Origin of the sequence: Thalassospira sp. UBA1131, from assembly GCF_002311515.1 — a bacterium.
Lineage (GTDB): Bacteria > Pseudomonadota > Alphaproteobacteria > Rhodospirillales > Thalassospiraceae > Thalassospira.
Genome location: NZ_DCAO01000104.1, coordinates 144,330 through 167,555, shown reverse-complemented (window position 1 = coordinate 167,555; position 23,226 = coordinate 144,330). Strand labels below are relative to the sequence as shown.

Annotated in this window: 23 protein-coding genes; 5 read left to right on the top strand and 18 right to left on the bottom strand. The window is 55.3% G+C overall.

What is annotated here, in order from left to right; translation table 11 throughout:
* Positions 1–3: 3 nt before the first annotated feature.
* Both B3Z49_RS16955 and B3Z49_RS16950 read left to right on the top strand, forming a co-directional pair.
* On the top strand, positions 4–246 hold the full coding sequence (locus B3Z49_RS16955; RefSeq protein ID WP_120226581.1) for a type II toxin-antitoxin system Phd/YefM family antitoxin: 243 nt from the start codon (positions 4–6) through the stop codon (positions 244–246).
* Complete coding sequence (locus B3Z49_RS16950) at positions 246–632, top strand: type II toxin-antitoxin system VapC family toxin (RefSeq protein ID WP_120226441.1); 387 nt, start codon at positions 246–248, stop codon at positions 630–632. The genes B3Z49_RS16955 and B3Z49_RS16950 overlap by 1 nt, the downstream gene beginning before the upstream one ends.
* Positions 633–726: 94 nt before the next feature.
* Here the strand turns inward: B3Z49_RS16950 and B3Z49_RS16945 are convergent, their stop codons facing one another.
* Positions 727–1,188: a hypothetical protein gene (locus B3Z49_RS16945; protein WP_296993005.1), complete on the bottom strand. Its 462-nt coding sequence runs from the start codon at positions 1,186–1,188 to the stop codon at positions 727–729.
* Between the two features lie 264 nt (positions 1,189–1,452).
* Here B3Z49_RS16945 and hrpB point away from each other — a divergent pair, with 264 nt between their 5' ends.
* Positions 1,453–3,960 carry an ATP-dependent helicase HrpB gene (gene hrpB / locus B3Z49_RS16940; RefSeq protein WP_296993003.1) on the top strand — a complete coding sequence of 836 codons (2,508 nt, stop codon included), beginning with the start codon at positions 1,453–1,455 and terminating at the stop codon, positions 3,958–3,960.
* 20 nt (positions 3,961–3,980) lie between these two features.
* On the opposite strand, the gene B3Z49_RS16935 is transcribed toward hrpB, so the two are convergent.
* From B3Z49_RS16935 to B3Z49_RS16875, 13 genes are all read right to left on the bottom strand, one after another.
* Positions 3,981–5,255, bottom strand: coding sequence for an amidase (locus tag B3Z49_RS16935; RefSeq protein ID WP_296993001.1), 1,275 nt, complete (start codon positions 5,253–5,255; stop codon positions 3,981–3,983).
* The gene (locus B3Z49_RS16930; protein WP_296993000.1) at positions 5,252–6,385 is read right to left on the bottom strand and encodes a M20 family metallopeptidase; all 1,134 of its coding nucleotides are present in this window, start codon (positions 6,383–6,385) and stop codon (positions 5,252–5,254) included. The genes B3Z49_RS16935 and B3Z49_RS16930 overlap by 4 nt, the downstream gene beginning before the upstream one ends.
* 30 nt (positions 6,386–6,415) lie before the next feature.
* On the bottom strand, positions 6,416–7,132 hold the full coding sequence (locus B3Z49_RS16925) for an ABC transporter ATP-binding protein (protein ID WP_296992998.1): 717 nt from the start codon (positions 7,130–7,132) through the stop codon (positions 6,416–6,418).
* A 2-nt stretch (positions 7,133–7,134) separates the two neighbouring features.
* Positions 7,135–7,920, bottom strand: coding sequence for an ABC transporter ATP-binding protein (locus tag B3Z49_RS16920; protein ID WP_296992995.1), 786 nt, complete (start codon positions 7,918–7,920; stop codon positions 7,135–7,137).
* Position 7,921: 1 nt separating this feature from the next.
* Positions 7,922–9,073, bottom strand: a complete 1,152-nt coding sequence (locus B3Z49_RS16915) for a branched-chain amino acid ABC transporter permease (RefSeq protein WP_296992993.1) — start codon at positions 9,071–9,073, stop codon at positions 7,922–7,924.
* Between the two features lie 2 nt (positions 9,074–9,075).
* On the bottom strand, positions 9,076–9,996 hold the full coding sequence (locus B3Z49_RS16910) for a branched-chain amino acid ABC transporter permease (protein WP_296992991.1): 921 nt from the start codon (positions 9,994–9,996) through the stop codon (positions 9,076–9,078).
* 104 nt (positions 9,997–10,100) lie between these two features.
* The gene (locus tag B3Z49_RS16905; RefSeq protein ID WP_296992989.1) at positions 10,101–11,273 is read right to left on the bottom strand and encodes a branched-chain amino acid ABC transporter substrate-binding protein; all 1,173 of its coding nucleotides are present in this window, start codon (positions 11,271–11,273) and stop codon (positions 10,101–10,103) included.
* 245 nt (positions 11,274–11,518) lie between these two features.
* Entirely contained in the window at positions 11,519–12,082 is a 564-nt protein-coding gene (locus tag B3Z49_RS16900) for a cupin domain-containing protein (protein WP_296992987.1), read from the bottom strand.
* 181 nt (positions 12,083–12,263) lie between these two features.
* Positions 12,264–12,740, bottom strand: a complete 477-nt coding sequence (gene greB, locus B3Z49_RS16895) for a transcription elongation factor GreB (RefSeq protein WP_296992985.1) — start codon at positions 12,738–12,740, stop codon at positions 12,264–12,266.
* Between the two features lie 103 nt (positions 12,741–12,843).
* Positions 12,844–14,121, bottom strand: coding sequence for an MFS transporter (locus B3Z49_RS16890; RefSeq protein ID WP_296992983.1), 1,278 nt, complete (start codon positions 14,119–14,121; stop codon positions 12,844–12,846).
* 76 nt (positions 14,122–14,197) lie between these two features.
* Positions 14,198–15,145 (bottom strand): LysR family transcriptional regulator, encoded by a 948-nt coding sequence (locus B3Z49_RS16885; protein WP_296992981.1) that lies wholly within the window; start codon positions 15,143–15,145, stop codon positions 14,198–14,200.
* A gap of 92 nt (positions 15,146–15,237) precedes the next feature.
* Positions 15,238–16,413: a DUF3095 domain-containing protein gene (locus B3Z49_RS16880; RefSeq protein WP_296992979.1), complete on the bottom strand. Its 1,176-nt coding sequence runs from the start codon at positions 16,411–16,413 to the stop codon at positions 15,238–15,240.
* A gap of 55 nt (positions 16,414–16,468) precedes the next feature.
* On the bottom strand, positions 16,469–16,687 hold the full coding sequence (locus B3Z49_RS16875) for a SlyX family protein (RefSeq protein ID WP_296992977.1): 219 nt from the start codon (positions 16,685–16,687) through the stop codon (positions 16,469–16,471).
* Positions 16,688–16,798: 111 nt separating this feature from the next.
* Between B3Z49_RS16875 and B3Z49_RS16870 the strand changes: the two genes are divergently transcribed.
* A complete protein-coding gene (locus B3Z49_RS16870; protein ID WP_296992974.1) occupies positions 16,799–17,344 on the top strand; it encodes a class I SAM-dependent methyltransferase in 546 nt (181 codons plus the stop codon).
* A gap of 41 nt (positions 17,345–17,385) precedes the next feature.
* Here the strand turns inward: B3Z49_RS16870 and B3Z49_RS16865 are convergent, their stop codons facing one another.
* The 3 genes from B3Z49_RS16865 to B3Z49_RS16855 form a co-directional block, all read right to left on the bottom strand.
* A complete protein-coding gene (locus B3Z49_RS16865) occupies positions 17,386–17,637 on the bottom strand; it encodes a GDCCVxC domain-containing (seleno)protein (protein ID WP_296992973.1) in 252 nt (83 codons plus the stop codon).
* Complete coding sequence (locus B3Z49_RS16860) at positions 17,624–18,508, bottom strand: NAD(P)-dependent oxidoreductase (protein ID WP_296992971.1); 885 nt, start codon at positions 18,506–18,508, stop codon at positions 17,624–17,626. Before B3Z49_RS16860 ends, B3Z49_RS16865 begins: the two co-directional genes overlap by 14 nt.
* A 274-nt stretch (positions 18,509–18,782) precedes the next feature.
* The gene (locus tag B3Z49_RS16855) at positions 18,783–19,196 is read right to left on the bottom strand and encodes a tellurite resistance TerB family protein (protein ID WP_008890260.1); all 414 of its coding nucleotides are present in this window, start codon (positions 19,194–19,196) and stop codon (positions 18,783–18,785) included.
* Between the two features lie 483 nt (positions 19,197–19,679).
* Here B3Z49_RS16855 and B3Z49_RS16850 point away from each other — a divergent pair, with 483 nt between their 5' ends.
* On the top strand, positions 19,680–22,691 hold the full coding sequence (locus B3Z49_RS16850; protein ID WP_296992967.1) for a sensor domain-containing protein: 3,012 nt from the start codon (positions 19,680–19,682) through the stop codon (positions 22,689–22,691).
* 82 nt (positions 22,692–22,773) lie between these two features.
* Here the strand turns inward: B3Z49_RS16850 and B3Z49_RS16845 are convergent.
* Positions 22,774–23,226 (bottom strand): Crp/Fnr family transcriptional regulator (locus B3Z49_RS16845; RefSeq protein WP_296992966.1); only part of this gene is annotated, 453 nt, incomplete at its 5' end.

Below are 23,226 nucleotides of genomic sequence, written 5' to 3'. Positions count from 1 at the left end.
GTTATGGGCATAGTTAACATTCATGAAGCCAAGACACATTTGTCCCGGTTGATTGCGCGGGTTATGAGCGGTGAGCAGCTTGTCATTGCAAAGGCAGGCAAGCCTGTTGTGCAAATGTCTGCCTATCAGCAAAATGAACTTGCGCCCAAAAGGATCGGCTTCTTGAAGGACGAGGAAATTCTGATTCCGGATGATTTTGATCGCATGGGTCAGGATGAGATCGAAGAAATGTTCGGGGTCAGCTGATGAAGCTATTGCTTGATACCCAGCTGATCCTGTGGGCAGCAAAGGGCAGTGATCGATTGTCGCCTGAGGCCCGCAAGATGATTTCTGATACAGAGAACGAGCTTCTTTTCAGTCCTATCAATATTTGGGAAATCACGATCAAGAATGCGCTCGAAAGACCTGACTTCAAGGCAAACCCGCGGCTCATTCGGCGGGGAATGCTAGATAATGGCTATCTGGAGCTCCCCATGTCGAGTGAGCATGCGCTCACTGTTGATACGCTGCCGCCGGTGCATAAGGATCCGTTTGATCGAATTCTGATTGCACAAGCAAAGGCGGAGGGCATATTGCTCCTGACTGCAGACACTTTGCTAGAGCAATATGGCGAGCCTGTTCGCCTTGTTTAATCCCGATTTTCAGGCTGCGCAATCTGGCTGCGATACAATGCTGCGGCCCAGCTAAAGGTCAGAGCCGCAGCGTCCGATAGCCGAGCAGATTTGCTTAACGTCCGCGCAGCTCGTCGGCGGTCAATTGGCCATCGCCGTTTTCGTCAAGATAGTTGAACATCCGGTTATGGACGGCCTGGAATTCTTCAAGCGCCAATTGGCCATCGCCGTTGGTGTCCATCATGACAATCATCATTTCCGGGCCATGCATTTTGCCCATCATGCCCCCCATCATCATGCCGCCATTCATCATGGCACCATTCATCATAGTGCCATTCATCATACCGGGGCCCATTGCACCGTTATTGCACGGCATCGTGTTGCAGGGACCGTAACCTTGTCCGTTGCCCGGGCCATATCCCTGACCCATCATGCCCGTACCTTGCATCATACCTTGGCCCTGCAGCATGCCTTGGCCGTTGGGGTTCATCATTTGCGGGCCTTGTTGGGCCTGGGCGACGCCAAGCGCACCGGCAAGCATCAGTCCGACTGCGGTTATTGCGAGATATCTTTTCATCATAAGTCTCCTGTTCCGAAGGGATGAGACCATTATGTGCAGATGACCCGTCGCATTTTTGCGGATCGAAGGCGGGAAACTGCCCAAAACAATAAAACCATTCTATCATGACCAAGAGTGTGCGCATTGAGGCCGATCAATCGGCATCTGCCGTCAGAATAAATTCTGGCGTGATTTTCATTGCCCCGGCCAACCCCGCAGGGATATTGCTAGGCGATGCCCGCTAACAGGTATCTGCCGTGCCAAGCTGAGTATTGAAAACATATGAGTTCCCGATTTCCCGCCCTGCCGATTGATGCTGTCCTGCCAGAGGTGATTTCCGCGCTGGAACAAGGCACCAATGCGGTTTTGCAGGCGCCACCGGGTGCTGGCAAGACGACCAAGGTGCCGCTGGCGTTGCTTGATTGCGCGTGGCGCGGAGATCAGAAGATCATCATGCTTGAACCGCGTCGTCTGGCAGCGCGTGCCAGTGCGCGGCGCATGGCGCAGTTACTCGGCGAGGCGGTTGGCGGGCGTGTGGGTTATCGCGTCCGGTTTGACAGCAAGATTTCCAAGGACACGAAGATCGAGGTCGTGACCGAGGGCATTCTGGTCCGCATGATCCAGGATGACCCGGAACTTTCCGGTGTTGCCGCCGTCCTGTTTGATGAATTTCACGAACGATCATTGGATGCCGATCTGGGCTTGGCCCTTGCCCTTGAAACGCAAGGGGCGCTTCGTGATGACCTGCGCCTTGTGGTCATGTCGGCCACCCTTGATGGCGAACCGATTGCGCGACTGATGGGCGATTGCCCGGTGATCACATCCGAAGGCCGCGCCTATCCGGTTGAAACGAAATACTTGGCCCCCAAGCCCGATAAATGGGGCAATGTCCGCATAGACGCCGAAATGACATCGGCGATCAAAACGGCCCTGAGCGAAGAAAGCGGATCGATCCTGGCCTTCCTGCCGGGGCAGGGCGAAATCACCCGGGTTGAAAGTGCGCTTAAGGATGCGGTGGGAAGTGATGTCATCATCGCCCCGCTTTATGGCGCAATGGATGCCAAGGCGCAGGACATCGCGATCCAGCCCGCCCCGGACGGCAAGCGCAAGGTGGTTCTGGCCACCGCGATTGCCGAAACGTCACTGACCATTGATGGCATCCGGGTGGTGGTCGATAGCGGCCTGCAACGCCTGCCAAGGTTTGATCCGGCATCGGGCATGACGCGGCTGGTCACGGTCAAATCATCACAAGCCAGTGCCGAGCAACGCCGCGGCCGCGCCGGGCGACTGGAACCGGGCGTGTGTTATCGCCTGTGGCCGGAAAATGAACAGCGTGCGCGTGCGCCCTTTACCGCGCCCGAAATTGCCGAGGCCGATCTGGCACCGCTGACGCTGGAGCTGGCCCGTTGGGGTGTTACCGATCCTGAAACGCTGCCGTGGCTCGATGTGCCCGATCGCGCCAAGATTGATCAGGCGCGCGATGTCTTGCGCGGGCTTGAAGCACTTGACGATGATAACCGCATTACCCCGATGGGCACGGCCATGGCCGGATTGCCGGTCCATCCGCGCTTGGCGCATATGATGTTGCGCGGTGCGCAGCTTGGCCTTGATGATGTCGCCTGTGCGCTGGCGGCGTTGTTGTCTGATCGTGATTTCATGCGCGGGCGCGGGGCGGATTTGCGCATTCGGTTGGAGGCGATCATCAAGGGCCGGGCGCCCAAAATGATATCGGAGGCCGCCAAGCAACTTGCCCGCCGTCTGCGCGATGCTGCCAAGCAGGGCGGGTTGGCAAAAACCGATACCGCGCGGGTGGATCGGGCCGATGAGGTTGGATTGTTGCTCGCCTTTGCCTATCCCGACCGGATCGGGGAGCGCCGCAAGGGGGCGGACGCGCGCTATCGCCTGTCGGGCGGGCGGGGTGGTGTTTTGCCCAATGAAGACAGCATCGCCAATGAGCTCTATATCGCGGTGGCCGAACTGGACGGGCAGGCGCGCGAGGCCAAGATTTACCTTGCGGCACCTGTGGCGCGCGCCACCCTTGAAACCCATTTTGCCGATCAGATTTCCGAGGGCACGGAAGTCTTCTGGGACGCGCAAAGCGATGCGGTTGCTGCCCGCTGGCAACGCCGGATTGGCGCACTGGTGTTGGATGAAAAAGCCACCCATGACGAAGCCGATCCCGAGGCGATTACAGCGGCCATGATCGAGGGCATCCGCAAGCTCGGCCTGCATTGCCTGCCATGGGACAAGGCATCAGAAGGCTTGCGCGAAAGGCTGGCGTTTCTTCATCGGGTGGAGGGCGATGTGTGGCCCGATGTTTCTGATGACAGGCTTCTGGCATCGCTTGAGGACTGGTTGGCACCCTATCTCGGCGGCATTACCAAACGAAGCCAGCTTAAACAGATCAACCTGTCTGAAGCGTTGCTCGCCGGGATTGATTGGAACCAGCGACAGGAAATGGATCGCTTGGCCCCCACCCATTGGCAGGTCCCGACCGGATCAAACATCCGCATTGATTATAGCGGTGAAACACCCGCTTTGCCGGTGCGCATGCAGGAAATGTTTGGTGCCACCGAAACGCCAAAGGTGGCGAATGGCAAGGTCGCGGTGACCTTGCATCTGCTATCCCCCGCACAACGGCCCATTCAGGTGACAAGTGATCTGATCGGGTTCTGGAACGGGTCCTATGCGCAGGTGAAGGCCGAGATGAAGGGGCGCTATCCCAAACATTACTGGCCTGATGACCCACAAGTCGCCGAACCAACACGGCGGGTTAAAAGCCGGATGTAAGCCGTGTAAAGATTGCCGTGTCACACAAGATGACGGGAAATCCACTCGGCGGCCTTGAGTGCGCGGGCATCATCTCCAAATCTGGCAATCACCTGCAGGCCGAGTGGCATATTGTTGGGTCCAACCAATCCAGGGACGTTGATGCAGGGAACGCCTGAGAATGTCCAGATGCGGTTAAAGACCGGATCACCCGTGGCATCAAGGCCAACAGGTGCCTCGCCCGGCGCACTGGGGCAGATCAAAACGTCGCACTCGCCCATCGCATCCGACAGCGCAGTACGAGAGCGTCTTGCCTGATCAAGTGCCTGATCGTAGTCCTGGGCTAGGACATTCATCCCGGCATTAAATCGTTCACGGTACTTTGCGCTGACGCGATCAGGGTGATTGATGACATCAAACAACCCGGTAAAACTGACTTCATAATCCATCGCACGCCCATGGGCATTGGCAAGGGATGCAAAGATTTCCGGCAAAGTGATGTCGGAAACCTTGGCGCCAGCCTTGCCAAGCCTTGACGCCGCATCCCGCAGCAGGGATTGCGTGCTATGTTCGGCTGCATCCCACTGCGGTGTTTCGCAAAAACCGATGTTGGGCACGAAGTCCCCGACATCCTTGCGAATGTCGAGTTCTGGTCGCCGTCCAAGGGTGGATGCAAGAAAACCCGCATCTTTTACCGTCCGGGTTAATACCCCGAGGTGATCCATCGACGGCGCGAGGGGCCGAATGCCGGTTAATGGCAAGAATCCGTAGCTGGGCTTATATCCGACAACGCCGCAAAAAGACGCAGGACGGATGATGGATCCTGCTGTTTGAGTGCCCAATGCCGCAGGAACATGATAATCGGCAACTGCTGCTGCAGAACCGCTTGATGATCCGCCGGGCGTTCTGCGCAGATCGTGGGGATTTGCGGTTTTGCCAGGCTGGAAATAGGCAAATTCGGTTGAAACCGTTTTGCCCATCACAATGCCGCCTGCATGGCGGATGGTGGCAACACAGGTGGCATCTTGGGCTGGTTGGTTATGGGCGTAAATTTCCGATCCATAACCGGTCGGCATATCGACGGTATCAATCAGGTCTTTGATGCCGATTGGCAGACCGGAAAGCGGGCCTGCATTGACCTCCTTGGCGGAGCCAGATGCCTTGGCCGGATCAAGATGGATCCACGCCCGCACATCGTCTTCACGTTGGGAAATGCGTTCAAGGCATGATGCCACGAGTGTTCCCGCACTCAAGTGACCGCCAGAAATGTCGCTGGCGGCTTCCAGAAGTGACAATCTGTAAGGTAAAGTCTTCATTGATTGTTCCAGTTTTCCGCCAGGGCGCGATAGATTTCAACTGCCTGTTCGATCCGTGAGACGTAGCAAAATTCGTCAGTCTGGTGGGCCATCGCGGCCTCGCCGGGGCCAAGGATGACGGTCGGGGCGAAATCAAAAGCGCGGGTGAAAATCGACGCATCCGTGAAATAGGCGGCTGTTTTGGGCGCGATGGTGGCTTCGTGCATCGGTGCGACCAGTTCAAAAACCGACTTCATCCACGGATCGTCTGGGGACGTCCAGACGGGTTCAAGATCGACGACCCGTGACAAGGTAACTTCCGGGCCCAGATAACTGTCGAGTTGATCCATAATCGTCTCGTTTTTCTGGCCGGGGATTGTGCGGATATCAATGCTGAATTCGGCATGGTTGGGCACAGAATTGACATTGATGCCGCCATGAACGGTGCCGACATTCAAGGTCGCCGGTCCCATTACCGGATGACGGGCAACATTGAAATCAAACTCTTCGAGTTTGGTGATGGCGCGCGATGCCTTGTAAATGGCGTTCACACCAAGTTCCGGCATGGACCCATGTGCTGTCACGCCTTCGGTGTTTGCATGCAGCCAAAGTGCCCCCTTATGCCCGACGTAAGGATAGTTCGATGTGGGTTCGGCTACCACAACCGCAGCAGCCTTACCTACAAGATCTTTCTGGCTGGCAAGATAGGCCGCACCTTCGCAACCGGTTTCTTCGCCAGCGGTGATCAAAAGCACGACCCCAGGGCCGGTTTCGAGCTCGGATGCGATTTCGATGACAGCGGCGACAAAGGCGGCAACGCCCGATTTCATGTCGCTTGAACCGCGACCATAAAGTTTGTCGCCCGATATCTCGGCATCAAACGGGGGCATCGACCATGCGACATGGCCGAGCGGGACGGTGTCAAGGTGCCCGGTAAAACAGATCGGTGGTAACCTTTCGGTACCACCAATCCGAGCAATCAGGTTGGTTCGGCCCGGCGCGTAGTCATGATAGGAAATCTTAAATCCATGTTCGGCCAGAAGATTGCCGACAAATTTAACACAATCCTCTTCCGGGTTGATGGGGTTGACGGTCTGGAAGCGGATCAGTTGACGCGTCAATTCAACAGCATCAATTTTCGTCTTAGGCACGGTTTGTCCCCTGTGTTTTTGCGTTTCCAGTCAGCCGAAATAGGCTTCATGGACTTCTTTGTTTTCGGAGAGTTCCTGTGCCGTTCCTTGGGCAACGACACGTCCTTGGGACATGACATAACCGTAATGGGCGATCGCCAAAGTTTGATGCACGTTTTGCTCGACAAGAAATACGGTAATACCCTGATCGTTGATCCGCTTGATTATGTTGAAGTTCTCTTTGACAAAAAGCGGTGATAAGCCAAGGGATGGCTCGTCTATCAGCAGGACTTTCGGGGCCGCCATGAGGCCGCGTCCGATCGACACCATTGCCTGTTCGCCGCCCGACATGGTGCCGGCCAACTGGTTGCGGCGTTCTTTCAGGCGCGGGAAAATTTCAAACACCTGATCCATCCGGTCGCGGAGGACCGCATCGGCGTTTTGCCGATAACCGCCAAGTCGAAGATTTTCGACAACAGTCATTTTCGGAAACACCTTGCGGCCTTCGGGAATGCATGCAATCCCGGCCGAAATGACCTTGTGGGTTGGAAGACCTATCAGGCTTTGGTCATCAATCAGGATATCGCCTGACCGGGGCGGTGTCAGGCCAAGAATAGCCCGGATGATGGTTGATTTTCCAGCTCCGTTCGATCCCAGAAGGCAGGTGATTTTTCCCGAAGAAACCTTCAGGGAAACGCCTTCTAGAACATCCGCTGAATCATAGGCGGCATAGATGTCTTTGAGTTCAAGTGCGCTGGCCGTCACCATTGTTATTCCCCCCCCAGATAGGCTTCCTGGACAAGTTTGTCAGAGGCAACGTCGCGATACGCACCTTCACAAATCTTCTGTCCGAAATTCAAGACGATGCACTTGTCGGTCACACGTTCAATCATGCCCATTTCGTGTTCGACCAGAATGATCGAAAGACCGTCGATCATTTCGCGGACTTCAAGGATATCATCCATCAGTTCGCGGGTTTCTTCATGGGTCATGCCAGCTGATGGTTCATCAAGTAGCAGTAAACGGGGATGGCTGATCAGTGCGCGGCAAATCTCGATCCGGCGACGATCAATCATCCGCAGACTTCCGACCGGGTCAAATATCTTCTCTGCGAGCGCAGGATCAAAAATCTTTAGAAGCTTGTGGGCTTCGGAGTAGTTTTCTTCGATCTGGGCCTTCAGCGCCTTGCGCTGGAAGATATTAAACAAAATTCCCTGATTAAGGCGCTTGTGGTTGCCGATCATGACGTTGTCAAAAATCGACAGTTCAAGGCACAGGCGCGAACGCTGGAAGGTGCGCGCAACCCCTGCTTCGTATACCTTCTGGGCGGGCCAGTTTGTAATGTCTTGGCCCAGGAATTCGATGGTGCCGCCATTGGCTGAATAGATGCCGGTCAGCACATTGAATGATGTCGTCTTACCCGACCCGTTTGGTCCGATCAGGCCGACGATCTGGCCGTTGTCGAGTTCCATATCAAACTCGTTAAGTGCAACCACGCCGCCAAAACGGCGGGTCAGTCCGCGAAAAGCCAATACGGTTTCTTTTTGCTGGTCCATATTAACCTCTCCAGCCGGGAATATATGCGCGCAAGCCACGCGGAAGAACGCCCTGCGGACGGAACAGCAGGATCAGGATCATCACAACCGCATAGATCAGGAAGCGGTATTCCTGAATGGCCTGAAGTTTTTCTGGCAACAGAACGACCAGTCCGGCCGCAAGGATCGTGCCCCAGAGGCTGCCCATTCCGCCAAGAAGGACGATGGAGACCAGAATCAGCGAGTCAGAAAACGCAAAGTTCGATGGTGCAATAAAGCCAAGCATCATGGCGTAAAGCGCACCTGCCGTTCCCGCAAGAAAGTTGCCAAGCGTAAAGGACAGAATTTTCCAGTGCTTGATATCGATACCGTAACAGGCGGCGGCGGTTTCATCGAGCCGGACGGCATCAAAGTTCAACCCGATCCAGGACCGTTCGATCCGACGCATCAGAACAAACGTCAGCATGACCATGATCAGCGCGAGGATCACATAGTTCATATAGAAAGAGACTTCTATATCGTCTGTCAGGGTTATGCCGCTGTTGAAATCCCAGCCGAAAATATTCATTCCGGAAACGCCAAGCCCCTGCGGTCCGCCAAGTGCATCGTTCACTTCAAGGAAGGTACGGAACAAAAGGCCAAAAGCGATGGTTACAACCGCCGCGTAGTGGCCGCGAGTACGCAAAACCGGTATGATCAGGATGGAACCGACCAAGGCGGCAACAAGACCGCCAACGATGATCACCATAAGCATCGGTACTGATGTTTCCCCGAGTACGGCTGCGGTATAGCAGCCGATACCAAAGAACGCAGCACCTGCGAAATTGACCACACCTGTATAGCCGAACTGCATGTTCAGACCGCAGCTTGCCACCGTGTAAAGCAGGACGGTGGCGATCATCAGCAGCGGAAAGTGATCTTCGTAGAACCAGAACGCCACAATCAGCGTTGCGGCAACTACGGCGCCATTCAACAGTCTTTCGTTGCGCGAAAGGCATCCAGATATGGTTTCGATCAGGCCGAATTTTGCGCTGGCAAAGACCAAAACAGCTGCAAGAACAAGCAGGGCAAAGATTTCTGCCTGTTCTTCAATGGCAAGGAAAGTGATCATGAAGGCAGTGGCAAGAACGGCCAGTGAAAGGATGACCAGTTTATCTTTTAACGATTGCGTCATGGTCAGACCCTTTCGCTCGTTTTTTCGGCGATCAGGCCGGTGGGGCGCCATGCGATGATGGCGATTACGACCGCGAAGGCGAAAACATCTTTGTAGGCGCTCGAGAACGGCAAGGCGACCGCGCCCAGTGTTTGCAGTCCAGCAAACAGGAAGCCGCCCAAGATCGCCCCGTAAATGTTGCCAAGTCCGCCAACGATGGCCGCGCTAAAGCCAATGACACCGAGCAGCAAACCCATGCCGAAATTGATTTCGTTGTAATAAAGGCCGTTCATCACACCGGCAAACGCGGCCACGCCAGACCCGAGAGCAAAGGTCAGAAGCACGATCATCTTGAAATTGATGCCCATGCATTTGGCAGTTTCCTCGTCCTGTGCGACGGCGCGGATGGCAAGGCCCAACCGGGTGCGATTGATCAGCACGTTGACGCCGATAATCACCAGCAAACCGGCCAGCAGAAGTATCGCACTGTCTGCACGAAGGGTAAACGAACCCACTGCCCAAGAGTCTGTCGGCAAAAGAGCCGGGAAATGCTTGGGGTTGGAGCCATCCGGGTAAAAGAGGCGAATTGCTTCACGCAAAACGGTGCCTAGCATCAGCGTCACAAGAAGTGTGTTAAGCGGCGGTGCTGATTTGAGCGGTAGAACGAGATAGCGCGCAATAATTGCCCCCATCACGGCCATTGATCCGATCGAGATGACTAGAACGCCGACAAGCTGAAGCAAAGCATTGTCGATCCCGATAGCGGTCATCCCAATATAGGTCGTAAAGCCCGCGAAGGTGCCAACCATCAGGACATCGCCATGTGAAAACTTGATGACATCAAGCACACCGAAAAACAGTGTGAAGCCAACGGCAACAAGGGCATACATCATCCCGAGCATCATGCCATTAACAACAAACTGACCGAGAAGGCCCACATCCATGGTCAACCTACCTCTTTGATTTTATTAATGAAAAGTGTCGCGAAAATAAAACGTGCCACTCCCCGTCCGTTTTTTCAGACCGGGAGTGGCCGTGTTGGACAGGCTTATTTTCCGGCAAGTTTGCGCGTGCCGTCTACATACTCGCTGTCTTCCCAGACGACCCATTTTCCGTCCTGGATGACATATTTGGTAATGGCTGCGACAGTGTTCTGACCATGATCGTCGAACGAAACTTCGCCAACAATGGAATCATAGCCCTGAATGTTGCCAAGGTATTCTGTCAGCTTTTTACGGTTCGGACCGACTTCTTCGATTCCGTCGAGGATCAGTGTCATCGCTGCAAAGGCAAACGGTCCATAGGCTTCTTCGGACTCAGCAAAGCCCGCAGCCTGGTACTTCTCAGTGAAATACTGGCCACCCGGCAGTTTGTCGACCGGAGCGCCTTCAAGGAAGCTGACAACACCTTCAGACAGTTCCGGGCCAACCCCTTCAATGAATGAGTCAGACTTGATGCCAGACACGCCCTGGAATTGAGAGGTAATGCCAAGCTTTTCCATCTGCGCACGGATGCGCACACCAAGCGGCGTCAGGCCGCCGAAATAGATTACATCGGGGTTAAGCTGTTTGGCTTTGGTCAGTTCAGCAGTGAAGTCCTGCTGATCAGAGGAAACACCAAAATCTGCAAGGATTTCGCCGCCATTCTGGGTCAAGTATTCGGTGAAATACTTGTCGTGGCCTTTGCCGTAATCGGTTGTGTCATGAATAACAACCCAGGTTTTATAGCCCTGTTCAGTCATAAATTTGGCGGCAACCTCGTTCTGGTTGATCATTGTGCCGTTTACACGATGGATTTCCTTGTAGTCATTGGCGTATGTAACATCTGGCAAGACCGCGCCCCAGACTGACATCGGCAGGTTGAACCGGTGGTAAATGTCAACGGCACCCATCGCAACAGCCGAGCAATAGTGCCCGACGAGACCGATGATCTTGCTGTCTGCCGCGATTTTGGTAGCAACCTGAACGCCGACATTCGGTTTGCATTCGGAATCCATCGAAACGAGTTCGTACTCGTATTTTGCTTCCGGATCAGCATTTCGCAGCTGCACGGCCAGTTCCGCGGAGTTACGACCGCCAACGCCAACGGCGGAAACACCACCGGTCATTGGGCCGATAAAGGCAACTTTTACCTTGTCTTTTGCATCTGCAACGCCTACGCCGACCGTAAGTGTCATCACCATTGCAATCGCCGAAACGGTCGATTTACCTAGAATTTTCATTGCGTTAAGCCCCCTGTTGGCTTTGTAGAAAACAACTCTTACGGAGCCTTTGAAAAGGACTCCGGAGGTTTCGCCAGCCACATCGAAGAGATGTTTTTGTTTCTTCCCGAACCTGAGGCAATGTGCCCGGCCACCTTATGGCGGTGGAAATTCCGACTCAGCCAGCAGGGGCATACTGACCAAAGCTTTCTTATTGGTCAAGTAGCTTGACCAATAAGAAAGTGTGTTTCCTGAATTAGTCGGATCTAAAAGGTCGGAGGGGTGTTAACCCACAGAACGCGGGTCTCTTTATCTGTCGGGTTACGGTATCCATGCGGCATCCGCGACGGGAAGAAGAATGAGTCTCCCGGCATCAAATGATATTCGGTGCCGTCAACATTAAGATCAAGTTCGCCTTCCAGAACATAGCCGAGTTCCTCACCTTCATGGACGATTGTGCCTGAACTTCCTCCGCCTGCGCGGACAATATGTATCGTCCCGAAAAGCAGGTGCCCGGGTGAGGGGGAAATCAGTGTTTCAAGGCTGACACCTTCACCGGGACGGATATTGCTGGTGTGCAGTATCTGACGTGTTCCGGCGCGTGAGACGATGCTCGCATTGTTTTCGCTAAACAAATTGCTGATCGACGTTTCCAGAACGGCAACAATGCGGTGTAGAAGCTGAAGGGATGGTTTGACCTTGTCATTTTCCAGTTTCGAGAGGAACCCCTCGGAGCACTCGACTTGCTCGGCAAGGTCGCAAAGACGCATTCCTTTGAGCTTGCGTGCATGGCGAAGCTTGGTGCCTATCAGAAATGTTGGGTCACTCATGTCTAAATCCAGCGGTTTTCGAATATCGTTCAAGGCCGTCAGATAGATACATTTTTTGGAAACGATCAATCATAAGTCTGACTTTTCAAGTGCGCCAATCATGAGCCCGAACAGAGGCATTGCGCAAGTCTTGTTGATAGAAATAGTTTCTCTGACGCAGCTTCTTTTGTGAGCTTTGCTCTCAGGTGTAACTGATCTCAAGCACTTCAAGCTCATCCTCGCCCGAGGGTGTGCGGACGGTAACCACATCGCCGACACCTGACTTCATCAGGGCACGCGCAACCGGGGAGATCCAGCTGATCTTGCCATTGAGGCTGTCGGCCTCGTCTTCCCCGACAATGCGGATGGTTTTTTCTTCGTCGCGGGCATTCACATAGGTGACGGTGGCGCCAAAGAAGATGTGGGCGTGATCGGGTTGTTCATCAGAGCGGACAACGACGGCATCTTCGATCCGCTTGCGCAGGTATCGCACACGCCGGTCGATTTCGCGCAGGCGCTTTTTGCCATAGATGTAATCCCCGTTTTCCGAACGGTCGCCATTGCCCGCTGCCCAATGGACAACGGCCACAACTTCCGGCCGTTCCTTTTTCCAAAGGTGGTCGAGTTCGGATTTAAGGGCGTCTAGCCCTTCGGGGGTGATGTAAATCGGTCTGTCCATGGTCTGCGTTTTAACGCAAAGCCGATGGTTGGAAAAGAGGACAAAAAAAGCAGCGCCCGAATGGTGCCGGGCGCTGCTTTGATTTGTGAAATGCGCGGCGAACCTATGCCTTGGCCGTGGCGCGCAGTTCCCTGTCATCAATGGGCATATGCACGATCGCGGCAAAGACGCCAAGGGCCACCGATGCCCACCAGACGGCATCGAAATTACCGGTCAGGTCATAGACAATGCCGCCCATCCAGGCGCCAAAGAATGCGCCGATCTGATGGGACAGCATGACAATGCCAAACAGGGTCGCCATATAACGCGGGCCAAAGACCTGTGCGATCAGGCCACTGGTCAGCGGCACGGTCGAAAGCCAAAGTGCGCCCATCGATGCCGAAAACAGCAAGATGGTTTCAGACGTTTTGGGCGCGAAGATAAAGATCACAATGACCAGCGCACGCATGCCGTAAATAAACGACAGGCCATATTTCTTGCGCCATTTACCACCGGCCCAGCCGGCCGTAAGCGTGCCGACAATGTTAAACAGACCGATCAATGCCAGTCCTTCGGCCGCGACAGAACGGGGCAAGCCGCAAAGTTCGGTAAAGGTCGGAAGGTGGGTGGCGATCACCGCGATATGGAAACCGCAGACAAAGAAACCGGCATTGAGCAATGCGAAGCCGCGATGTTTGCGGGCCTCGTGGAACGCGGCGGCCAAGCCCTGCGGACCCAGATCGGGGGTGGCGGTCGGGCTGTTGCCTTCGGCCTTGCCGGTCATGGCAAAGGCGGCCGGGATGATCAGCATCGAAATGGCTGCGAGGATAACAAGGGCTGAGACATAACCAAGCGAGCTGTTGAGCGCCTGGGTGGTCGGAGCCATCACCAACTGACCAACTGATCCACCGGCGGATGCCAGACCCAGTGCGAAGCTTCGTTTTTCATTGCTGAAAACACGGCTGATGGCGGCAAGTACCACCGGAAAACTCGTGATGCCAACACCGGTGCCGATCAGGAAACCTGCGGTGAGGTAAAGCTCTCCGGGGGAGGCGGATGTCCCCATCAGATAAAGCCCAAGCGCATAAACGATGCCGCCGCCAATCAGGGTGCGGGTCGTGCCAAACCGATCCGCAATGGCACCGGCGATCGGGGCGGAAATACCCCACATCAGGTTTTGAATGGCAAAGGCCAGCCCAAAGGTGGCCGCGTTCCAGCCCGTGTCATTGAGCATATCCGGGATAAACAGGCCAAGTGACTGACGCACACCAAGGTTCAGTGACAAAACAAGGCAGCCTGAAAGCAAAACCAGCCACGGGAACCATTTTTTCGCCCGCATGAGGGTCATGCGTGTGGGGCTTTGCGGCGGCGGACTTTGGGGCGAGCTTTGAGTGGGGCTCATAGGCGTTCCTCCGAGAGGGATTATTGTTTGGTGGCGATATTGAACGCGGGGGCGCTATGCGTCCAATTCATTCGGATTATGATGCTGATAACATTTCTGCATGGGGGTTATCGGATGCTTTGCCCGCATTAATCACCAGTTCGCCAACCTTGTCGATAATATCGTCAAGATCAGAACTTGATGCGCGACGGATCAGGGTGATGGCCATGCCCCAGTTCATGCCGGGAATATCAAGGATCTTGATGCGGTTTGCGGCCGGGCTGTGCTGGCAAAACCGACGTGCCATGATCCCGTAACCGGCCCCGGCGGCGACCATTTCGATCTGCAATTCAAGGGCGGATACCTCAAGCACGGATGTGAATTCGACCCCGTTTTTATGCGCCCATGCATTGCCAAGCGCACGGAAGGTGCAGCCTTCGGGCATCAGGATCATTGGATTTTTGGCAAGTTCGGCGATGGTTGTCGGATGGGAACGGGATGATTTCGGGCCTATGGCAACGATTTCGTCATCCAGCAGGGTCTGCGGCGACAGGCTGGCTGGCAGATCGCGGCTTTGCACCCCGCCAACAATGCCGTTTGGGCCATCAAGCGAAAGCATGGCATCAATTTCACCCCGACGCAGAAGCGGAAGAAGTTCGGCTGACCAGCCGCTTTTGATCGAAAGCGACATATCCGGGAAGGTCTGATGCAGGGAACGGAGTTCTTGGGCGGCCAAAAGCGGGGCAGCCCCGTGACTTACGCCCAATCGGAACGGACCGTGGCATTTGGTGTTGCCAAGAACCGAGTCACTGAAACCTTCGAGACGGCGCAACAGATCGCGTGCCTCGGTAAGCGCCCGGTGCCCGGCGATGGTCGGTTGCAGGGGTTTGGTGGCGCGGTCAAAAAGGCTTTTGCCAATGCGTTCTTCAAGACGCTGAATGCGGCGGGTCACCGCCGGTTGCGTAAGGCCAAGACGATCCGCCGCACCGTGAAAGGATTGCGCGTCTGCAACGGCGATAAGGGTTTCAAGCTCGCGGGTGTCCATGGGGCTATCCTGATCCGTTCGGGATCAGGGAAGTTTCCGGGATAATCCATGGTCATGCAAGAAATCTATTGTAGCGTCACAATCGATGCGTTTCATGCATTGGCGGGGGATGCGCCACTGACCTGATCGCGCTTTCTTTTTGCCTTGAACGCGGTGGCCGCCGCGGTATAGCCGCCTTCGCCGCCATCAAGAAAATGGAAATGCGCGTCACTTGTGATGGAGGGCACGATGCAGGTCATGATCGCACTGCGTTGGCGATGGGTGCCAAAATGAATATCGCCTTGAAGTTCTGCTGCATGCAAAAGGGCTTCGACTTCTTCTGCACGGGTCAAACTGCAATTCACCGTCATCCAAAGCCCATCACCGAACTTGCGAAAGTCAGTGTTATAGCCGGTGTAATCGCGATAGCGCCTTGGATCAAACGCGCCCAGTTTCCAGCCGGTTTTCATCAGGATGGCCGCGATCAGCGCGATGTAAAGCGCCTTGAGCCATGCTTTGATATAACCGCCTTCCTTATGTTTGGTGGCCTCTGCCTCAAGGTGCATGCCGGGCGGCGGGAAGGCGACGCCGGGCCCGTTTTCGGGGATCGGGCTGCTTTTGCGCGGGCTGTCATCAAGAATGGCAAACAGTTCATGAACGGTGGCATCAAACCGGGTGCGGTCGTCACGTCCTGCAACAATAATCGACAGAATAACATCTGAACCCTCAGCCCGGATCGGGGACCAGCGGCATGAAAGCCCGGTCAGATCCGGTCGACTGCCGGGTGGAGCTGCCGGGATCATGTTGTTGCCCTGCTTCATCTGGTCTTCGGCCCATTGCATGCCGCCGCCGGCAAACATGGCATAGGAAACCGGATTGGAAACGGCGTAGCGCGCAATGCGGACATCGTGGCCAGCAGCCCGGATATCGCCGATCCGCACCAGACCGACGCGTAATTCAAGATCCAGGGTTTCGAGCGCCCAGGTGGCCGTCGATGCCATGGTATGGCGCACCGCGTCAATCTGATCCGGGGGGCAGGCGAAACTTGCGCCATCGCCACCAAACAGGAACGGGTAATCTGAATGGCCAAGCACATTACTGACCGCACAGATCACTGACGCACCGACCATGTTGACGTCCTTGTATCGACCGGCTTCGACCGCCTTGGTCGATCCAATGACGTCGGATGTGCCAACCCACCAGTCATCTGGCAGGGCATGATACACCGTGCCATCAAGGACCTTTCCGAAGTCGTCAAAGGTCGGTATGTCGAGATAAAGGTTTGTCAAATCGATCTTTCATTGGCAGGCGCGATCGCCAGAAACCAGCAAACCCTGCGTGCCATCAATAATGCGGCGGTGGTGCGTCGTCTTCGGGTGCTGTACGCAGGAAATCGATCATGCGTTTAATATCAGACGACATTAATTTGTTCTGACGTTCAAGCAGATCGATGCGATCCCACTGTTTTTTGATCATGTCGGACAGGTCGGTGACGACGGTTTCCATGTGGGCAAGCTGTATTTCAAGCTCGGTTATGCGGGTGTTGGTTTCTTCGTGGCTCATTCCGGTATCTTCTGCAAATGTGTTCAGTTGGCTGTGTATGCCGTGACTTGCGGTACGCGCATGCCTGTGGCACCACTGCGCGGCACGGACCCTAACATATCTGGATGGTTGATGACTGATTTATCCGTACTGGCCCTTGTCGGAATTATTTTGGCGCTGATTGCGGGTTATGCAATCGGTCTCAAGGCCGTTCCCATGCCGACATCGGCCAAGGCAGCCGACGAAATCATCGCCTATATCCCGGGTGATACCAAGGCGGTGACGGATTTTGGATCTGGCTGGGGGGATCTTGCACTGGCGATTGCGCGGGCAAGGCCAGATGTCGAAGTCACCGGTATTGAATTATCGCCAATCCCCTACGCCATCAGCCGGATGCGGGCGGTGTTGGCCGCACGGCCCAACCTTGATTTCATCCGGGGTGATTTTAAAACCGTTGATCGCGATCCGGGCGACGTTGTTGTGTGTTTTCTTGATCCACGGGTGATGGGCGATGTTGGGGATGTGCTGGATCAGCGCATGGCAAATGGCGGCGTTTTGATATCACGCGCCTTTGCCATTCCCGGCTGGCAGGCATTCGGCGAGGTGCCGATGAAAACCGGATCAGACCACCTTTATCTGTATCGGATCGGCAGTCACAAGCCGGGCATTGTTGCCTGATCGGTGTTGCCTTATCTGTGTCGTCTGATCAATTGGACGGCTTAGTTGCCATGCCCGCAACAGCCAACGTCCGGATCGCGCCCATGCAATTGGATCGGCGGGCAGGGGACGGTGCCGTAAGAACAGAAAACGCAGCAATCACCGGCCTTGGGCCGAAGAACTGCACCACATCCCTTGCAGTCATAAAAATACTGGCAGGCGTCGGTTGGCATGGTTTCGGTTTCGACATGCCCGCATTCAGGGCAGGTCAGAACCGAGACCAGTTCGACATGATCGGCATCAGTCTTCTTCATAGACTTTGATCAATGCTGAATGATCAAGATCGCCATGACCCATGTCGATCAATTCGTCATAAAGTTCCATGGCAAGACGGGTGATGGGCAGTTCGACCCCCAGTTCGCCTTCGGAAAATTCAAGCGCCTGGAACAGGTCCTTGTGCTGGGTGACGACCTTGCCGCCCGGCTCGAAATTGCGTTCGATCATGCGTTCGCCGTGCTTCTGCAAGATGGCGGAATCGGCAAAGCCACCGGTCAGTGCAGATCGCAATTTATCAAGATCGACACCGGCTTCATCGGCCATGGAAAAGGCTTCGGCAACCGCACCAATGGTGATGCCGACAATCATCTGATTGGCCGCCTTGGCAATCTGGCCGGAACTGACATCGCCGACATGGGTGACGCGCGACCCAAGGACGTCAAACACCCGATGGGCACGTTCGAAATCTTCGGGCGATGCACCGACCATGATGGAAAGGGTACCGTTCTCAGCCCCGTGGGTGCCACCGGAAACCGGGGCATCAATCCATGTGCCGCCGGCTTCTTCGACCACATCGGCAAAGCGCCGTGTGGCTTCGACCGACGTTGTGCCCATGTCGATGACGATGGTGCCTTCTTCGAGGCCGTCAATAATGCCTTCTTCGCCCAGAAGCACATTTTCAAGTGCAGGGGTGTTGGCAACACAGATGATGACGATGTCGGCCTCGGCCGCGGCATCGGCCGGGGTGCCTGCAGTTGCGATGCCAAGATCTTCGAAGGCATTGAGTGTTTCGGGATTACGGGTATTGACGGTCAGGACTGCACCGGCCTTTTCAAGATTGAGCGCCATCGGACGCCCCATCAATCCAAGTCCGATAAAGGCGATGTTTTCCCCGGAAAGAGCGGTCATGACGGCGATCCCTTTGTGTGACGGTAGCTATATCTGAATTGGCGACGCAAAAACGGTCCGCGCCCATTGGCCCGAAACCGGAAAGTTCTGTTGGCTGGTCCATGTCCCATTGTGGATGACCAAGAGCAGCAATTTCAGGGCGTAACGCCCAAAATGCGCTTTGGGTTCCACAAATTCGATCAGACAGGCCCAACACAAAGTTGGAATGCTGAATTAACCGGTTTTCATTCAACGAGGCCGTGCTGGCAAGGTGCCGCGGCCATCGTTGCAATCATCAAAAATCACCGGGCCGGACATAGCGCGCTGCCATGGCGCGTTCAATGGCCGAGCCGACCAACCGGTCAATATCAAGCCGGTGGCGAAGCAATTCAAGAATGCGGAGTTCTTCCTGGCTGATTTCGCTGTCGGACAGGACGATTTCACAGGCGAAGACATACGCGGTTTCGCGCAGTTTGCGCGGCAGGGCATCGCGGATCATATCCAGCGTGCGGTCCATGCCGTCTTCTTCGCCCAGCAGCTTGGCGCAATCGCGCGCAACACTGGTGACGCCATCATTGTCAAATCCGGCAAAAATCGGAAGATAACGGACCCGGCGGCCCATCGCGGAAAGTTCGGCGTCGGTGATATCGTTATCGGCGGCCGATACCATAACCATTGTGTAGATCAAGGCGTCCTGATGCGAAATCACGTTGGTTACTCCTTATCGAGGATGGTTCCCTGAAACGCTTTTATCCGGACTTTGACGTTGGGATCCGGACAGTGTGAAAACCACCGAGCCGAGCGATGGTATGCCGATAAACTTCCACGGGCAACAGTTAACCGATGAATTTTCAAGGATTTTAAGGATTACGTAGTGAAATCGCGTTCATTCTGTCGGCACCGGTCGCGAGGGCGTTGAAAGCCGTGAAAAAGGCGGCATGCGCGACCAAAAGAACAAAAAATGAAGCCGCTACAAAAATACAAGCAAAATGATTGGGGTTGGTGGCTCTCGTCGGGGAAAATTTGGCTTTGCACTGCATGGGGTAGCAGTTATGGTCGCGCAGCGACAACAAACATGACGAATAAAGCCGCTATGGGAGACATCAACGCAATCGATTCCGTCGGTATGTTGACGGCGTTGATCAGCCACCTGTGTTTGCCGTCTGGAGCATATGATCCAGACGAAGGACGATTGCTCGTAAATTCAGCATGGCGCGAAGCCTATGACGAGAGTGTACAGGTCGGTGAATGGGTTTCTCCGGACGCAGTTGAAGGTCTGTCGAAACCGCTTGCCGAACTTTCCGGACGGCTTCTTGATATTGGCGGCTACCATTATATCGAATGCGGGTTCCGGGACTCTGCATGTGTGTTGTTCGGCTGGAAGCTGAGCATCGGTCGGCGCACCTATATCCGCTTTACAACCATTGAAGCCACCGTTTCATCGGGCATCGGATCGCTGATTTCACCGCAACCGGTGTTGCTGGTGGAAACCAACGGTCGCCTGCGCAGCACCAATTGCGCGGCAGAGCAGCTTGCCCTTGAAATGGGCATGGCATCGCCGCTTGATCTGATGCATCCAAGCGACCAGCGCCCGCTGGTCAGTGACGAAGGTCCGCAATTTGACACCGACAGCCCGCGCACCGTCCATTACGGGCAGCGGTTTTTCCAGTGGCAGTATATCACGCTGGAAAATTCGGGCTGTCTGGTGCTGTTTGGTCAGGAACGCACGCGCGAGGAAAGCTATCGCCGCGCCCTTGAACACGCGGTCCACGGTATTATCGAGCTGAATGCCGAAGGCACGATCACCAATGTGAACGAAGAAACCGCGTCACTGTTCAATTATGATTCCGTGCGCGAAGTGACCCAGGCCTATTTTCGCCATCCTGAAACCTTTTATGCCAGCGACAGCGACCGCATTCAGCTGCGTCGCGATCTTGCATCCGGCAAGGGTGTCCAGGCCCGCGATATTGAAATGCGCCGTGCCGATGGCAGCCAGATCTGGGTGCGGGTAAATGCCACCGAAATTCGTGGCGAAGGCGGAATGCTGCTGGGCTATAGCGTTACCATCACCGACATCACCAAGAACCGGCAGGCGGAATATGACCTGCGTCGGCGTCAGGAACGCTATCGCGCCTTGGTTCAGACGGCGGGCAGCGTCATCCTGTTCCTCGATGCCGAGGGGCGCATTCTGGAATATAACCGCGAATGCGAATGGACTTTCGGCTATTCCTGGATGGAGGCGGCAGGCCAAAACTTCTTTGACTTTTTGCTGGTCGAGGAAGATCGCGCAAGGGTCCGCACCGCAGTACGCCGCTTACTGTCGGGCGAAATCATCAAGGACGAGGTCCTTTCATTCAAGCGCCGCGACGGTGAAACACGCCTGTTGCAATGGAATGCGCGCGCGCATTTCGGCGAGGATGGCGATGTTGCGGGTGTGATCTGTATCGGTCAGGACGTGACAGAAAAACTGTCTGTCGAACGCGCACTCCGCCATGCCGAGGAAAAATTCCGCGGTATTTTCGAAAACTCGGCAGAAGGCCTGTTTCAAAGCATTCCGCTTGGCCCGATCCTGTCGGCCAACCCGGCCTTTGCATCCATTCTGGGCTATGACGCGGTCGAGAGCCTGATTGCCAAGGAGCATGACTGGGCGTTTCATTATCTGAACCCGGTCAATCGTTTGCGGTTTATCGGCCGGTTGCTGCGCGACGGGATTGTGCAGGGCTTTGAAACCGAGATGCGCCGTGAAGACGGCAAAATCATCTGGGTCGAGGAAAATGCCCGTCTTGTCCGCGATGACAAGGGCCGTCCGACCCTGATTGACGGATCAATCACCGATATTACCGACCGCAAACGCAGCGAAGCGCGCATTCAGTTCCTTGCCCATCATGACGGGCTGACCGGGCTTCCGAACCGGACCCTGTTCCAGGAACGTCTGGCGGCGGCCGTTGCGCGCAGCAAACGCGAACGCTGCCACTTTGTCCTGATGATGTTTGATCTTGATAACTTCAAGGACATCAACGACACGCTTGGCCATCCGATTGGCGATCTGCTTTTGCAGGGGGTTGGCGAACGCATGCGGGTTTGCCTGCGCAATGAGGATGTGGTCGCGCGTCTTGGCGGTGATGAATTCGCAGTTCTGATCCACGAGCCGGGCTCGGTGGAGGAAGTGACCTTTGTCGCCCAGCGCCTGATCGAACGCATTTCAGAACGTTTCATGCTTGATGGCAATGAAGTGCAGGCCTCGACCTCGGTCGGGATTTGCATGTATCCGCAGGATGGTCGCGATGAAAAGGACCTGCTGCGTAATGCGGACCTGGCACTTTATTGTTCCAAGGCCGAGGGACGCAATCGCTATCACTTCTTTGAGCCGAAACTTCAGGTCGAGGTTCAGGAACGCAAGGCGATGGAACGCGATCTGAGTCACGCGATTGAAAATGACGAGCTGGAGCTTTTCTATCAGCCGATCATTGATATCGTCGGTCATCGTATCATCGGCATGGAAGCACTGGTCCGCTGGTTCAGCCCGTCACGCGGGCAGGTCAGCCCGGTTGACTTTATCCCGGTGGCCGAACGCATGGGCATCATTGCCGATATCGGCAAATGGGTGCTGAACCGCGCCTGCCATCAGACCAAGGCATGGCGCGATGCGGGCTATGGCCAATTGACCATATCGGTCAATCTTTCTCCGCTTGAACTGGCCCGCCACGAAGACCTGATTGAAAGTGTCGGCGAAGTGCTTTCGCGCACGGAACTTGATCCCCATCAGTTGCAGTTCGAGGTGACCGAAGGGGCCGTGATGGACAACCCGCGCGAAGCCGCCATCACGCTTGGTATCCTGCGAAATCAGGGCATTCGCATTGCGATTGATGATTTCGGGACGGGGTATTCGTCACTGGCCTATCTCAAACGCTTCCCGGTGGACAAGATCAAGATCGACCGGTCCTTCATCATTGATATCGACAGTTCCGATGGTAATGCTGCGATTGTGCGCGCCGTCGTGTTCCTGGCGCGATCCTTTGGCATGGCAGTCAATGTCGAAGGCATTGAGACCGAAACCCAGCTTGAACATATCGCGTCCGAGGGTGTCGATGAAGTTCAGGGCTTCTATTTCAGCAAGCCGATCAGTGCCAGCGATATGGAAAGCCTGCTTAAGGCCAACCTGACCTCGCCCGCCCGTTTCCCGGTTGCCCAACCTGGGTCATAATCAGAACCAATCTTGATCCCAAAAGAAAACGCACCGGAACAGTATCCCGGTGCGTTTGTTGGTTTGGCGTCTTGCAGGCTTCTTATGCCGCAGACTGTTGTTGCGGGTCGCCTGCGACCTTGCACAGCTTGTCGCGATCAATCCGCATGGTTGATGGCATGCGCGGGTTGCGCACAATTGCGCCTTCGCGCCTCAGATTGGCGATCATGCGACTGGCCGTTTCGGTCGTGGTCGCAACGATATTGCCAAGCTTTTCACGGTTGGGCAGCGATACCAGATCATTGTGGGCAGACCACAACAGGAACCGGCAAATGCGGCGCATGGCCGAACCGGTACCAAAGCTGATCTTAAGCTGCTGACCATCCATGACCTCGCTTGCCAGAAGCGATGTCACAGCCGATTGCGTGCGGGCGTCATTTTGCTGGGCAAGACGGATCCGCTGGATCGGGATGCGTTTGATCACCGAGGGTGCGATGGTTTCAATCACCAGCGACGGGTCGGTCACCGCCAGCATTTCAAGGCCGATCGGATCGCC